At 44.8% G+C, this 14,106-nt stretch carries 11 protein-coding genes and 1 pseudogene; 6 read left to right on the top strand and 6 right to left on the bottom strand.

Features of this window, described 5'->3' with window-relative positions; translation table 11 throughout:
* Positions 1 to 117: 117 nt before the first annotated feature.
* Positions 118 to 531: a VF530 family DNA-binding protein gene (locus tag AB4323_RS22255; RefSeq protein ID WP_010438513.1), complete on the bottom strand. Its 414-nt coding sequence runs from the start codon at positions 529 to 531 to the stop codon at positions 118 to 120.
* A 239-nt stretch (positions 532 to 770) separates the two neighbouring features.
* On the opposite strand from AB4323_RS22255, the pseudogene AB4323_RS22250 reads away from it, so the two are divergent.
* Positions 771 to 977, top strand: a pseudogene (locus AB4323_RS22250) (metal-dependent phosphohydrolase); the annotation flags it as partial.
* Between the two features lie 138 nt (positions 978 to 1,115).
* Here AB4323_RS22250 and gnd read toward each other — a convergent pair.
* The 5 genes from gnd to AB4323_RS22225 all read right to left on the bottom strand — a co-directional run bounded on the left by gnd (position 1,116) and on the right by AB4323_RS22225 (position 7,634).
* Entirely contained in the window at positions 1,116 to 2,564 is a 1,449-nt protein-coding gene (gene gnd / locus AB4323_RS22245; protein ID WP_372153383.1) for a decarboxylating NADP(+)-dependent phosphogluconate dehydrogenase, read from the bottom strand.
* 29 nt (positions 2,565 to 2,593) lie between these two features.
* Entirely contained in the window at positions 2,594 to 3,310 is a 717-nt protein-coding gene (pgl, locus tag AB4323_RS22240; RefSeq protein WP_102428963.1) for a 6-phosphogluconolactonase, read from the bottom strand.
* Positions 3,307 to 4,809, bottom strand: coding sequence for a glucose-6-phosphate dehydrogenase (gene zwf, locus AB4323_RS22235; RefSeq protein ID WP_065583601.1), 1,503 nt, complete (start codon positions 4,807 to 4,809; stop codon positions 3,307 to 3,309). The genes pgl and zwf overlap by 4 nt, the downstream gene beginning before the upstream one ends.
* A 410-nt stretch (positions 4,810 to 5,219) precedes the next feature.
* A complete protein-coding gene (locus tag AB4323_RS22230; RefSeq protein ID WP_017059715.1) occupies positions 5,220 to 5,915 on the bottom strand; it encodes a response regulator in 696 nt (231 codons plus the stop codon).
* 66 nt (positions 5,916 to 5,981) lie between these two features.
* The gene (locus AB4323_RS22225; RefSeq protein WP_372153381.1) at positions 5,982 to 7,634 is read right to left on the bottom strand and encodes an ATP-binding protein; all 1,653 of its coding nucleotides are present in this window, start codon (positions 7,632 to 7,634) and stop codon (positions 5,982 to 5,984) included.
* A gap of 621 nt (positions 7,635 to 8,255) precedes the next feature.
* On the opposite strand from AB4323_RS22225, the gene AB4323_RS22220 reads away from it, so the two are divergent.
* The 5 genes from AB4323_RS22220 (at position 8,256) to AB4323_RS22200 (ending at position 13,600) form a co-directional block, all read left to right on the top strand.
* Positions 8,256 to 8,483, top strand: coding sequence for a hypothetical protein (locus tag AB4323_RS22220; RefSeq protein ID WP_009846577.1), 228 nt, complete (start codon positions 8,256 to 8,258; stop codon positions 8,481 to 8,483).
* Positions 8,484 to 8,698: 215 nt separating this feature from the next.
* The gene (locus tag AB4323_RS22215) at positions 8,699 to 10,144 is read left to right on the top strand and encodes a TolC family protein (protein WP_372153379.1); all 1,446 of its coding nucleotides are present in this window, start codon (positions 8,699 to 8,701) and stop codon (positions 10,142 to 10,144) included.
* Positions 10,145 to 10,147: 3 nt separating this feature from the next.
* On the top strand, positions 10,148 to 11,122 hold the full coding sequence (locus AB4323_RS22210) for an HlyD family secretion protein (RefSeq protein WP_372153377.1): 975 nt from the start codon (positions 10,148 to 10,150) through the stop codon (positions 11,120 to 11,122).
* Positions 11,123 to 11,129: 7 nt separating this feature from the next.
* The gene (locus AB4323_RS22205) at positions 11,130 to 12,431 is read left to right on the top strand and encodes an ABC transporter permease (RefSeq protein ID WP_372153376.1); all 1,302 of its coding nucleotides are present in this window, start codon (positions 11,130 to 11,132) and stop codon (positions 12,429 to 12,431) included.
* Positions 12,428 to 13,600 (top strand): ABC transporter permease, encoded by a 1,173-nt coding sequence (locus AB4323_RS22200; protein WP_372153374.1) that lies wholly within the window; start codon positions 12,428 to 12,430, stop codon positions 13,598 to 13,600. The genes AB4323_RS22205 and AB4323_RS22200 overlap by 4 nt, the downstream gene beginning before the upstream one ends.
* Positions 13,601 to 14,106: the final 506 nt, after the last annotated feature.

The raw sequence follows: 14,106 nt of genomic DNA, 5'->3' as shown, positions 1-14,106 counted from the left end.
CTTAAGTGAACGGCATTAGAGCTCATAGGCTCCTTTTGTGTTTTTCGCTTATCTAATTAGCCGTGCTAATCGCCGACGCCTTATTTAGCGACGGTTCTTTCTAGCGACGCCTTCTTATTAACGACGGAAGTTACGACCGTTACCGCCGCGGCGCTCTTTAAATGCAGACGCAGCTTTAGCTTGAGAAGCGTGGATAGACTCAACCGTTAGTTCCATTGGCTCACGAGGCTCTAGCCCATGGCGGAATGTACGTGAACGCGGAGGCATCTGATATTCGATGTCCGATGCTTTAGGCATGCGCTTGAAACGGTAAAGGTAGAAGTTTTCAACCTTCTCACGAGCCCATTCGGTTTTCTTCAGGTATTTAACTGCGCTTGCCACTGTAGGCTTAGTGTTAAAGCAGTTCATACGCATTGCCGCATCTAAAATTTCCCAACCATAGTGATCCACTAATTCAGTGATCATGGTTTCAAGCTTTAAGCCGTGTAGCGGGTTATTTTGTTGCAGTTCGATTCTTTCTTCTTCAGTCATAACATTACCTTTTTCAAGGCAACTAAAGGCCTTGAATTTACTCTAGAACACCGTCATCACTGACCATTTCTAGCTCAATCACTTGGGCATTACATCCATTGCCCTTATTTATGCCTTTATGATGGCATAAAGCATACTCGTTATCCTATTTATCTTTGAAATTAATTTTAAAATGGTTATTTAACGTCCAGATCATCATTAACAACACTTTAGTTAAGCAATAGCGCATACGCTATTAACTGGCAGACGTATTCGATGCGTTAATGAGTAAAAGAGCCTATAAACACGCTTGGTCACTGAATGAGGTGATGGCCTATATAGAAGCAAACACTGGTTCAATGTTTGACCCAGAGTGGGTTGAAGCGCCTAAACAAAACCTAGACAGCTTTATGGCCATTCGAGATCAATACAACGACGATGTACAACCACATATCATGACCGCCTAAGCGATAATTAGTTGTGTGTTTGAAGTGACCATCTAAAAATACGCAAACCAACAAAAAAGGATGCCAGTTGGCATCCTTTTGTTTTCTAGTTTACAGCTAATAAGAACAACAAGGTTCTTAACTGATTCTAACTAACGATTATACGTCGTAAGTTGTAGAAGCAGTATCGCCGCCTGTACCAGTCCAGTTTGTGTGGAAGAATTCACCACGTGGACGGTCAGTACGCTCGTAAGTGTGAGCACCGAAGTAGTCACGTTGAGCTTGAAGCAGGTTCGCTGGTAGACGTGCAGTTGTGTAACCGTCTAGGAAAGATAGCGCAGAAATCGTACATGGCATTGGGATACCAGACTCTAGAGATTTCGCTGCTACTTTACGCCATGCCACTAGGCTGCCTTGTAGGACGTTTTTGAAGTACTCGTCAGAACCTAGGAACGCGATGTCTGGGTTTGCTTCGTACGCATCACGTATGTTGCCTAGGAATGCAGAACGGATGATACAACCACCACGCCACATTAGCGCTACGTTACCGTAGTTTAGGTCCCAGCCGTTTTCGTTCGACGCTTCACGCATTAGCATGAAACCTTGAGCGTAAGAGATGATCTTAGAAGCCAGTAGAGCTTGACGTAGTGCATCAACCCACTCTTGCTTGTCGCCTTCAACTGGAGTGATTGTCTTCTCAAACAAAGCTTCAGCTTCAACACGTTGGTCTTTAAGAGCAGACAGGCAACGAGAGAATACAGACTCAGAGATCAGTGTTAGTGGGATACCTAGGTCTAGTGCGTTGATACCAGTCCACTTACCCGTACCTTTTTGGCCTGCAGTGTCTAGGATCTTCTCAACTAGCGCTTCACCGTCTTCATCTTTGTAGCCAAGGATGTCAGCAGTGATTTCAACTAGGTAGCTGTCTAGCTCAGTCTTGTTCCAGTCAGCGAATACTGCTTGCATCTCGTCAGCAGACATACCTAGGCCATCTTTCATGAACTGGTATGCTTCAGTGATAAGCTGCATGTCACCGTATTCGATGCCGTTGTGTACCATCTTAACGAAGTGACCAGCACCGTCGTTACCAACCCAGTCACAGCAAGGCTCACCAGCGTCAGTTTTTGCCGAGATACCTTGGAAGATTGGCTTAACCGCTTCCCAAGCTTCAGCCGCACCACCTGGCATGATTGAAGGACCGAAACGAGCACCTTCTTCACCACCAGATACACCAGTACCGATGAAGTGGATGCCTTTCTCACGACAATGCGCTACACGACGGTTAGTGTCTGGGTAGTTAGTGTTACCACCATCAATGATGATGTCGCCTTCGTCTAGAAGTGGGATTAGGTTTTCGATGAACGTGTCTACAACGTCACCAGCACGAACCATAAGCATCACTTTACGTGGCGCTTCTAGCTTCTCAACTAGCTCTTCTAGAGAGTAAGCACCAACAATGTTAGTACCTTTAGCTGGGCCTTCTAGGAACTCGTCTACTTTAGCAGCAGTACGGTTATGAGCCACAACTTTGAAGCCGTGGTCGTTCATGTTTAGGATAAGGTTCTGACCCATTACTGCTAGGCCAATTACACCGATATCACCTTTCATTATTTATATCTCCTTGCGGCTAGTCGCACTTATGCGATAGCACTTGCTGCATTTGAATCTAGGAACCACTCTGTTTCGCCAGTTTTAGACTGGATTTTCGCTGCCGGGTAAGGCAGCTCTGAAGCAGGAGTTGTATGAATTTCTTTAACGATCTCAACTTTACCTGCACCTAGTACTAGGTAGCTGATTCGTTTTGCTGCTTCTAAAACTTTCGCTGTTTTAGAAACACGGATTTGACCAGACTCCGGATGAGAAGCGAGTACAGACAGGTTCTCATCTTGGTAATTGGTTGCACCCGGGAATAGTGAAGCTGTGTGGCCGTCTGCGCCAACACCCAGCAGAATCCAATCGAAAACTGGCGTGCCGTTTTCTGTTGGGATTACGTCTGCCATCTCTTTTGCGAAACGCTCTGCTTCTGCTTTAGGCTCATCTTCACCACGGATGCGGTGGATGTTCTCTGCTGGAAGGTTCACGTTTGAGAAAAGTAACGTATTCGCTTCACCGAAGTTGCTTTCAGCGTCGTCTGGTGCAACGCAACGTTCGTCGCCCCACCAAAAGTGAAGGTTATTCCATTGAATACCTTCTGCGTATGGTGCTTGAGCTAAAAGCTTGAAAAGCATTTTTGGCGTGCTGCCACCAGACAATGAAATGTGAACAGGTTTACCCTGCTCGCTGTACACTTTCATTTCGTTTGCTAGGTTTTCAACGACCAATTCTGGCGTTGCAAAGATCTTGTGATTGATCATAGTTCGCAGTAATCCGTGTCTGTTAAGTTTTTGCATGGGAAACGCCATGCGCGGCCATCACGTTGCAGAAGTTCATCCGCTTCCTGTGGGCCCCAAGTACCACAAGCATAGCCAAACAGCGCTTGAGGATCTTGCTTGAAGTCTAAGATTGGTTGAACGTACTTCCAACAAGCTTCTACTGCATCGGTACGAGCAAACAAAGTTGCATCACCGTTTAGTGCATCAAGAAGAAGACGCTCGTAAGCCGTTAGCATTTGAGTTTCAGGCAAGTCAGAGTAAGAGAAGTTCATTTTCACTTCTTTTGCTTTGAAGCCTGCGCCCGGCTCTTTCAAACCAAAGCTCATCTGAATTCCTTCATCCGGTTGGATACGGATAATCAGTTTGTTCTCTGGTGCATCTTGACCAAATACTGGGTGTGGCGTGTTCTTAAAGTGAATCACGATTTCAGTCACACGTGTTGGTAAGCGTTTACCTGTACGTACGTAGAAAGGAACACCATTCCAACGCCAGTTATTGATGTGAGCTTTCAAGCCGATGTAAGTCTCGGTACGAGAATCATCCGCTACACCGTGCTCTTCACGGTAACCGAGCAAATGCTGGCCGCGAACATCAGACGCTGTGTATTGACCTAAGACTAGATCTTTACGCAGGTATTCTTCCTCAAGAGGCTTAAGACACTGAAGCACTTTAACCACTTCATCACGAATAGAATCAGCGTTAATTTGTGCAGGCGGCTCCATGCCCACCATTGCTAGCACTTGTAGCAGGTGGTTTTGGAACATGTCACGAACAGCGCCAGAACCGTCGTAGTATCCGCCACGCTCTTCAACGCCAAGGAACTCAGCACCTGTGATTTCAACGTATTCAATGAAGTTACGGTTCCACAGTGGTTCAAACATCGCGTTTGAGAAACGAAGCACTAGAAGGTTTTGTACCGTTTCTTTACCAAGGTAGTGGTCAATACGGTAGATCTGGTGTTCTTGGAAGTGATGATGGATCTCTTCATCCAACGCTTGAGCTGATGCTAAGTCGTAACCAAATGGCTTCTCGATGATCAGACGACGCCAGCCGTTCGTTTCATCGTTCAGGCCATGCGCAGCAAGGTTTGCTGGAATAACACCGTATAGGCTTGGCGGGGTTGCCAAGTAGAACAGTGTGTTATGGTTTTCAAATTGGTAGTCTTGCTCAAGCTTATCTAGACGTTGTGCTAAACGAGCGTAGTCGTTTACATCTGAAGTGTTGATCGCTTGGTAATGCAGATGTTCAATAAATGCATTCAGCGTCTCTGGCTCAGTTTTTTCCATTTCCTGAAGAGACTTCTTCAGCTTCTCACGGTAAGACTCATCGCTGTACTCAGTACGGCTCACTCCAAGAATCGCAAAGGATTCTGGTAGTTGATTGCTAGCATACAGGTGGTACAAAGCAGGAATTAACTTACGGTAAGTTAGATCTCCCGACGCACCAAAAATAACGATGCTGCTGTTTTCAGGTATTACCATCATCTTTCCTATAAAAACAAGGTTTTTAGTATTCGCCAAAGGTATCAGCGACATACGAAAATAGATAATAGGTCTTAACTATTACATCAATAGTAAGCGCCTATTAAATTTGAGAATGCGTTTGGTAAACGAGGGTGAAAGCTATCACCTCTATTCGGGACAGTATTGTCTATGACTATTTGATTTACATCAACCACTGTGAAAGCAATCGATTAAATATTGACTCATTTCGAACAAATTCTAATCGATAGTTCCGTTCATTTGACCCGAGGGAGAAGCAAATCGGCATTCTCAAACAGTGTAGTCAAGAAAGAACGGTATCTGGTCGGTGGAGTGAGCAATAGGAAAGGGAGAAAAAGGTAAAACCAGCTTATTCAACTGGCTTTATATTTATTTTGATGGTGTCGTGTTTATCTTTGCGCTTTGTTGTAGCAGCGCTCCGGGCGACCTACGGTACCGTAATTTAAGTCTGCGACTAACTCACCAGTGGTAATCAAAAATTCTAAATAGCGTCTGGCGGTGGTTCGGCTAGCACCAATTCGTTCTCCGGCTTCATCGGCGGTAATATTAACGGCATCAGCTTGCTGAAAAATGGCTCTGATCTTATCCAACGTTACGCCATCAATCCCTTTTGGTAATGTTGACACTTTTCCTGAGTCCGCTTTGGCATTGGCTTGCAGCATCTTATCAACCAAACCTTGGTTCAAATCAGACACGCTTTCGAACTCTTGTAACTGTGACTGATACTTCTTCAGTGCTGCTTCCAAACGAGGAAACATGACTGGTTTTAATAGGTAATCCACCACTCCCCCGCGCATTGCCTGCTGCAGCGTATCCACATCCCGAGCAGCAGTAATCAAGATAACGTCGCAGCCTTGATTGCTCCCTCTTACGTGATTAAGAATATCGAGCCCACACCCGTCCGGCAGGTACACGTCCAATAACACCAAATCAGGTTTTAAGATGTCCAGTTGCATGAGCGCTTCAGACTGTGTGGTGGCAATGCCGACCACGTCAAAGCCACCCATCTGTTCTAAATAACGATGGTGTAGCTCTGCAATCGCAATATCATCTTCAATGACCATGACTCTCGTGATTGCGTTCATTTATGTTCTTCCTTTAACCATGCTTTTTCCGTCACGATGATCTTCGCAAGATCGTTTCGTGCTTAATTATTGTTCTTCTTTTGGCAGATAAACCGTCATTCGCGTGCCAAAATCGTGGTTGTCGACCATTTCAAGCTGCCCTTGATATCGGTCTGCCAGCTGCTTTATCAGATACAAACCCACACCACGATTTTGCTTCGCTTTGCTCGATACGCCTTTTTCGGTGAGTGCTTTGGTCGCCAACTCTTTCGGCAAACCGCACCCTTTGTCTTCTACTTCTACGATAATTTCATTACCAAAATCACTGATTGAAACTTCAATAACCCGACGCGCTGGTGCAATTTGACCCTCTTGCTTAATCGCCGTCATGGTGGCATCAAAGGCGTTATCAATCAGGTTGCCAAGGATTGTGACAACGTCATCCGCGTTTAACCAGCTAGGCAGAGCTTCAAGCCTTGAGCCTTCTTCAACTTTAAGCTCTAAACCAATTTCTCGCGCGCGCTCCGTTTTCCCAAGGAGCATACCTGCGATGAGCGGGTCTTTAACGGTTTCACGTAAAAACTCGATCAAGCTTTGATAGTGCGCGGTTTCTTGACCAATCAATTGCTGGACTGAATCCAGCTCGCCCATCTGAATCAAGCCACTGATGGTGTTGAGCTTGTTTTGATGCTCATGGGTTTGTGAACGCAGTAGATCTGCATATTCTTTGGTTTGTGAGAGCTGGTCTGTTAAATCGTTAATTTCATCTCGTAATCGGAAACTCGATACCGCTCCGACCACTTCACCTGCCACTATAATGGGGCTACGGTTGGCAATAATTCGCTTATTGTTTAAATACAACTCAACATCGTGGTCGGTGTCGCCGGTTGATAGCAGTTGTTCTAAATCACTGCCTGGCAATACATCAGAAAGGCGCTGTTGATTGAGTGCTTTATCCCTGTCTATCGATAAAATATCGCAGGCACTTTTATTAATTGAACGTAAAATGCCGTGCTTATCGAGGCTCAGAATGCCCTCTTTCACGGTACTCATGGTTACATCTAGCTCAACATACAGTCGGCCTATCTCTTCAGGCTCAAAGCCTAAAATAGCGCGCTGAAAACGACGAGATACATAACTCGAAATCAAAGCGTTTACCGCAACCACCAGCAACGCCATCACAATCAAAAAGGCTAAGTAAGGTTCGATTCGATCTTGCAAAGAATCCAATAAGTAACCAACTGACACCACGCCAATAACGGTACCTTGGGGGTCTTTTACCGCGGATTTACCGCGAACTGAAAAACCCAGCGATCCTTTGGCTGTCGACACATAAGACTCGCCCAATACCAATGCTTTTTGGTTATCGCCACCACGCATGGGTTTACCGAGCCTGTCATCATAAGGGTGAATCAGGCGGATACCTTTATCATCTCCCACAACGATAAACGCCGCGCCAATGAGCTGAGTAAGGTTACGAAATTTAACTTGGGTTTCTTCAGACAGAACGTAGGGAACGCCATTAGGGTCCAACGTCCCATTTTCTTGAATAATACTGGTGACAAGCGGCGATTCAGATAGAAATTCAGCAACACCTAACGCTTTCAAACCCATCTCTTGTTCTTGAGATTGTTTGATGTAATAAAAACCAGCCGCTGCAAGAATCAAAAGTTCAACGAGGCCAGTGACCGTCATGATAATCAGTAACCTTTTACGGAAACTGATACTGCTCCATTTCATATTCCACCGTCCCTAATGTTAGACGATCAATGTTAACACCAAGTTAATCGCATGACCTTTCTAGGGGCGTGAATTTGTGACTGCTACTCAACTAAATAATTGAGCAGATTGTTAATTGATAATCCTTTACGTTGTTCATCTCGATTAATCGTTCATTTTTAGGACTGATTAGCTTAAAAACCAAAATAAACGAATAAATATTGAGCTAGATCACTAAGCTTTTAGGTGTTTTTAAGGTTGTTTAAAATAAAGACAATTATAATGGTTGCATATGAAGAAGTTTATTGTTGCTAAGCCATAGGTCATGATTTTCAGACCGCGCTTTGAATCGAAACTTCGATTAACAAAATAGCAACAACCCTTCGCTCGCTGGACGTATCTATAACTAAAAGTTGCACGCTCGCCGTTACGAATGATGAACAAACGGATTAAGTATTCTCCCCTATTCATCCATCGCTATTTCAAACTCGGCTAGCCAGACAACGAAGAGGTGACTGATAAAAGCATCACCCAATAATAAAACATTGATGAGCAGGAAGTATCGATCAGTCAGTGGCAACGTCCAATAGAAACAGGATAACAAACATAACGTATAAACATTGTTGAAAAGGAAACAAGGCAATGAAACGCGATAACTTTGGAATTTGTCTTACTAAGACTATGCTGTTCAAACACTTACAATCGACTTTTACTCACGTAAGAGCCTATGAGAAAGATGGCACCTCCCCTCTCGATCTCAAGGTATTGTTAGCATTCCCGCAAATGTCAGGTAGAGATTTATTACAAACAATGCAAGGTTCAAGACAATTGGTATGGCGCGCCGATCACCATTGTCCTAGCTTTAAATAAGCCACTTCATTTTGTAAAAACACTTCTATACTGAACTTAAAGAGCATGCTTATGCGTGCTTTTTAAGTTTCATTTATCTTTGATATTCACGTCACTCAATCTTATTTACACTTGATTAACGAGTTATGAGAATTTCTATTCATATGAGACAATCTATTCAAGACAAATGACTATCGCCCTGTTAACATTAGAGTTAATACTCTAATTGGTATTTAATGCAGATGACCAAACCAAAATTCCGATACCTTGCGATCGCCAGTATGCTTCTCGGCACTATGGCTTCGCCAGGCTATGCAGCTCCGCTCACTTTTTCTGAAGCGTGGCAAATTCTCCAAGAGAACAACAACTCTCTTGCGGCTCAACAAGCCAACGTTGAACGTTATCAACACCTTCAGAACTCAACAAGTAGCCTCAATCTTCCTTCTATTACCTTAGGGGCTAACTACACGCACCTTGATAGTGATGTGACGATTAATGGTGAACAGTTTGCCGATAGCTTGAGCGGCGTACCAAATTTGGGGGCTATTGGCGGGATTCTTCAGCCCATATTAGGTGGCGTTACCTCAACGATTACCGAGCAAGATATCTTCAGCTCTTCTATTCGCGCAGTGTGGCCCATTTTTACAGGTGGTCGAATAACCGCTGCGCAAAATGCGGCTGAAGGTAAAAGCGAAGAAGCGCAAAGCCAACTGTTGATGGAGAAGCAAGCTCGCTACGAAGACTTAAGTAAGTATTACTTCTCGGTGATCTTAGCGGAAGACGTTGTGAGAACGCGTCAAGCCGTTGAAGCAGGCTTAACTCAGCATCGTGATTTCGCCATCAAGCTTGAACAGCAAGGACAAATCGCCCGAGTAGAGCGCCTACAAGCCGATGCTTCTTTAGATAAAGCGATTGTAGAGCGCACGAAAGCTCAGAACGATCTTAAAATTGCGCAATTGGCGTTGACCCAAATCCTTGGTCAAAATGAAAGTGTAGAACCCTCTGAACAACTGTTTATCAATAAGAACCTGCCTCATATGGACGTGTTCATTGACCAGACACTCATGACCTACCCCGGCCTTAAGATTCTTGATGCAAAAGAGAAACAAGCAAGCAGCTTAATTAAAGCCGAGAAAGGTAAATACTACCCAGAGGTTTACCTTTATGGTGATTACAGCCTGTATGAAGATGACTCTCTAGCCAGTGAAATGAAACCCGATTGGTTGGTTGGCATTGGTGTGAATGTGCCACTGCTTGATACCTCTGGCCGTTCCGACAAAGTCGCTGCGGCTCACAGTGCCGTATCACAGGTTCAATTCCTTAAGTCACAAGCTAAGCAAGACTTAACCGTGTTGGTACAAAAGACTTACCTTGAAGCAAACCAAGCCATTGAAGAGGTTCAAGGCCTGAACTCGAGCTTGTCTTTAGCTCAGGAAAACCTATTACTTCGTAAAAAAGCCTTCACACAAGGGTTATCTAACTCATTAGAAGTGGTTGATGCCGAGCTTTATCTTGCGAGCATTAAAACCCAGCAATCTGCTGCTCGCTTCAAATACCTAATCTCTCTCAACAAGCTGTTAGCGCTAACCAGCGAAATGAATGCTTACTCCAGTTACTTAACCTCCTCTGTTCCGTCTGATTTCGACTCAAAAACAGACACCGTTAGCCAGTCAAAAGGATAATTCATGAAACCTATTAAGCCCCTTCTTCTATCTTTAGTTGGTATCGGCGTTATTGGCTGGGTCGGATACAGTTTCTATCAAGCTTATCAACCTCAGCCGGTTAAGCTTCAAGGTCAAATCGATGCGCAGCAATACAGCATCTCATCGAAAGTACCTGGCAGAATTGATGAAATATTCGTGCGCAAAGGCGATTCGGTTGAAAAAGGCGAATTGATCTTCTCTCTACTAAGCCCTGAGATTGATGCGAAGCTAGAGCAAGCAAAAGCTGGTCAGAAAGCCGCTGGTGCATTAGCACAAGAAGCAGAGAATGGCGCGCGTACTCAACAGATCCAAGCGGCTAAAGACCAATGGTTGAAAGCCAAAGCAGCTGCCGATCTGATGGACAAAACCTACCAACGTGTAAACAACCTTTACAACGATGGTGTGGTTGCCGAGCAGAAGCGTGATGAAGCCAAAACACAGTGGCAAGCGGCGAAGTACACCGAAAGCGCTGCATTCCAAATGTATCAATTAGCGCAAGAAGGTGCGCGTGACGAAACCAAAGTGGCCGCCACTCAAAAAGCGTTAATGGCAGCGGGTGCGGTAGCGGAAGTTGAAGCTTACGCAAAAGACACACAGATCCACAGCTGGTTTAATGGCGAAGTCTCTCAGGTTCTATTGAGCAGTGGAGAACTTGCACCACAAGGCTTCCCTGTTGTGACTGTTATCGACACCAAGGATGCTTGGGCTGTGCTCAATGTTCGTGAAGACATGCTTAAGCATTTCGAGAAAGGCAGCCAGTTTGAGGCGTACCTACCGGCTCTGAATAAATCATTAACTTTCCAAGTAACTCACATCGCCGTAATGGGTGATTTCGCAACTTGGCGCTCAACAGACGCAGCACAAGGCTTCGATTTACGTACTTTTGAAGTAGAAGCGCACCCTGTCGATACGAGCGAAACACTGCGTATGGGCATGAGCCTAGTGGTTGAGCTTTAGGTGACTTATGTCTGCTAACTCTCAATATACTGGATCGCAATCTAGAGGCTTGCAATCAACTGAACATCATAGAGCGAAGAATACCTTGCTTCGGCAGTGGGCGATTGTCCGCAAAGACAAATGGTTGTTGTCTTGCCTAACTTGGATTCCTTTGCTGCTTGCTGCCAGTATCTGGCTGATTTTTTCACAAGGGATCGCTCGTGACTTACCGGTCGCAGTTGTCGACCTTGAGCACAGTCAAATCTCGCAACAGTTCACACGCCTTGTTGATGCGTCACCAACGCTGCAAGTCACTCAGAAATACAGCTCTGCGAGTGATGCGGCGAAAGCGATGATCGAACGTGATATCTATGGTTATGTTGTGATACCAAGGCACTTCGACCGAGACCTTCTGCTCGGCTTGAATCCGCAAGTGTCTGTATTCTATAACAGCCAATTTATCTTAATCGGTAAGCTGGTGAACTCTGCCTTGCTGCAGGCTCAAGGGACTTTTAACGCGCAACTTGAAGTCGTGAAACAGCTGTCACACGGTGATACCACGGTGCAATCCGCATTAGGCCAAGCAGTAACGGTACAAAGCCAGATCACGCCGCTGTTCAACAAGAACACCAGTTATGCACAGTTCTTGGTGTCTGCGGTTATTCCTGCACTGTGGCAGATCATGATTGTGGTGGGCACGATATTGGTTTTGACGGCGAACGTTAGAGCTCGTGGGCTTCACGCTTGGTTATCCAACGCCCCTATGAAGTCACTCGCATCAACATTAACGCCCTACCTTGTCTTGTTTTTGATGTTTGGTATCGCGTTTAGTTTTTGGTTCTATGTGCTCTTAGACTGGCCATTTAACGGCAGCTTTGTGGCATTGACTATTGCCCAACTGCTAACCGTGATCAGTTGTATCATTATGGGTTGTTTGTTTTTCTTCTTAACACTTGATCCAGCAAGGGCGATGAGTTTCGCTGGCGCATTTACGGCACCAAGCTTTGCGTTCATGGGTATTACCTTTCCAGTAACAGACATGAACGCAGCTGCTCAAATTTGGAGAAGCTTATTGCCCGTGAGTCATTACATCGAAGTACAAACGGCGCAGTCTAGTTATGGTGTGAGCGCAGCACAGTCTTTGATCAGCCTCTCTTCTATGTTGTGGTACGCAGTTCCTGCTTTCGTGGTAATGTTGCTAATTAAGAAACACTTGGCGCAATCAACTCTAACTGCACAAGCAGATCCATCTACAAAAGCAGCTATATCTGCAAAAACAACGCCGTCAACACAGCCAGAAGCATCAGCACAACAAGGAGTAAAACGATGAGCTTTACTCAACTGCTCAAGCAAGAACTCTTAGCGGTATTGCGCAACCCTGTCGTGCTTCTTACAGTATTTGGTGGTGTGGTCTTCTATTCATTCTTGTATCCATTGCCTTACGCGAACCAAGTTCCTCAACAACTGAAAGCTTCGGTTGTGAACTTGGATAAGAGTCAAAGCAGCTATCAATTAGAGCGTATGGTGGATGCCACCTCTCAAATCGAATTGGTTCGTCGAGACTCCACCATCGCCGATGCGAAACAAGCCGTACTTAACCAAGAGATTGGTGGGTTCCTCGTCATTCCAGAAAACTTCTATAAAGACTTGCTGCTCGGTAAGAGCCCGACACTTTCTTACGCTGGTGATGCTTCTTACTTCTTGGTCTACGGAACCATTGTTGAAGGGCTTGCCAAGGCCGGTGGTACGTTAGCTGCGCAAGTTAAGGTCAGCCATTTGTTAGTCGAAGGTGTGCCTTTAGAATCGGCAGCCAAAGGTTACAGTGTATTCAGCTTGAACCTGAAACCAACGTTTAATAGTCGCATGGGATACATCGATTACGTAGTTCCAGCCGTCTTTGTTTTGATCCTGCAACAAACCTTAGCCATGGCTTCTGGTTTAGTTGGCGCGACCCAAAATGCTCAATCGACATTTGGTTACTGGAGTAAGACCTCTCCAGCGAAATTGATGCTTGCCCGCTGTTGTACCTTAGTCGGCATTTATTACCTGTTGTCGATGTACTACTTCGGCGCTAGCTTTTCGATGTATGGGATAAACCAGATCGCCTCAACAACACAGATCTTAACCTTACTTCTGCCCTTCTTACTGGCCAGTTGTTTGATAGGGATTTTGATTGGTGAGTTAGTACCACGAAGAGAACTCGTCACGGTAGTAGTGTTAATCAGTTCAATGCCACTGATCTTCTCTTCAGGTTTTATCTGGCCAGTTGAAATGATGCCTGAATGGTTAGTTCTGTTATCACAGCTATTCCCAAGCACACCGGCTATCCAAGGCTTCTTAGCACTTAATCAGATGGGTGCATCTTGGCAAGAAGTGGCATCTCAATGGACATTACTCTGGGGACAAGTTTTGTTGTGGGGTTCGTTATTGGCACTTAAGCTCTACCACAAATCCAGCAAAAGCACGGTTGGCAATAGCAATAGTGATCGAGCCGTTTAGTTTTATGTGCTATCGGAAAGTAGTCATGCTTTCCGCTCATCAAAAAAGCTCTTATAAAGGGCTTTTTTAATATCCTAAGATCCGAATACACTTTCAGCCTTAGAATGTTTATACACCTCGAAAACATATCGAATACTCGAAATCCCCTACGCGCCCTCTATGTCCCCCTCTATGTCCCGACAGCCCATCACTCTGAATTATCCTTCACCCGCCCCTAAAACAACTACTGCATATACTTTTCTCGGCCTAAAAAGCATCGACTTATTCCCAAATGATGACAAAACCCGAACAATTGTAAATTTATTGTAAAAATTTCTTTGTTGGCATTATTTTTATGTATAGGATTATCAGTAGGACTTGGTAGCCCGAATACCATAGTCTTATTGGTGCACATACCAAAAGGATATCCATACAAAGCAAGATCAGTACTTATATTTATTTCGTTTTTCGACCTAGCTACAGCCGTTTATGTTGCCGTCGAATGAAGTAGATAAACCACTGAGATA

Source organism: Vibrio sp. 10N.261.52.C11, from assembly GCF_041471405.1.
Lineage (GTDB): Bacteria > Pseudomonadota > Gammaproteobacteria > Enterobacterales > Vibrionaceae > Vibrio > Vibrio crassostreae_C.
The sequence above is the reverse complement of the archived record's forward strand: the minus strand, read 5'-3'. Positions and strand labels throughout refer to the sequence as shown.

Bases quoted from the DNA above. Each gene is read 5' to 3' on its own strand.
- AB4323_RS22255 (WP_010438513.1), bottom strand. From the start codon at position 531: ATGACTGAAGAAGAAAGAATCGAACTGCAACAAAATAACCCGCTACAC.
- gnd (WP_372153383.1), bottom strand. From the start codon at position 2,564: ATGAAAGGTGATATCGGTGTAATTGGCCTAGCAGTAATGGGTCAGAAC.
- pgl (WP_102428963.1), bottom strand. From the start codon at position 3,310: ATGATCAATCACAAGATCTTTGCAACGCCAGAATTGGTCGTTGAAAAC.
- zwf (WP_065583601.1), bottom strand. From the start codon at position 4,809: ATGGTAATACCTGAAAACAGCAGCATCGTTATTTTTGGTGCGTCGGGA.
- AB4323_RS22230 (WP_017059715.1), bottom strand. From the start codon at position 5,915: ATGAACGCAATCACGAGAGTCATGGTCATTGAAGATGATATTGCGATT.
- AB4323_RS22225 (WP_372153381.1), bottom strand. From the start codon at position 7,634: ATGAAATGGAGCAGTATCAGTTTCCGTAAAAGGTTACTGATTATCATG.
- AB4323_RS22220 (WP_009846577.1), top strand. From the start codon at position 8,256: ATGAAACGCGATAACTTTGGAATTTGTCTTACTAAGACTATGCTGTTC.
- AB4323_RS22215 (WP_372153379.1), top strand. From the start codon at position 8,699: ATGCAGATGACCAAACCAAAATTCCGATACCTTGCGATCGCCAGTATG.
- AB4323_RS22210 (WP_372153377.1), top strand. From the start codon at position 10,148: ATGAAACCTATTAAGCCCCTTCTTCTATCTTTAGTTGGTATCGGCGTT.
- AB4323_RS22205 (WP_372153376.1), top strand. From the start codon at position 11,130: ATGTCTGCTAACTCTCAATATACTGGATCGCAATCTAGAGGCTTGCAA.
- AB4323_RS22200 (WP_372153374.1), top strand. From the start codon at position 12,428: ATGAGCTTTACTCAACTGCTCAAGCAAGAACTCTTAGCGGTATTGCGC.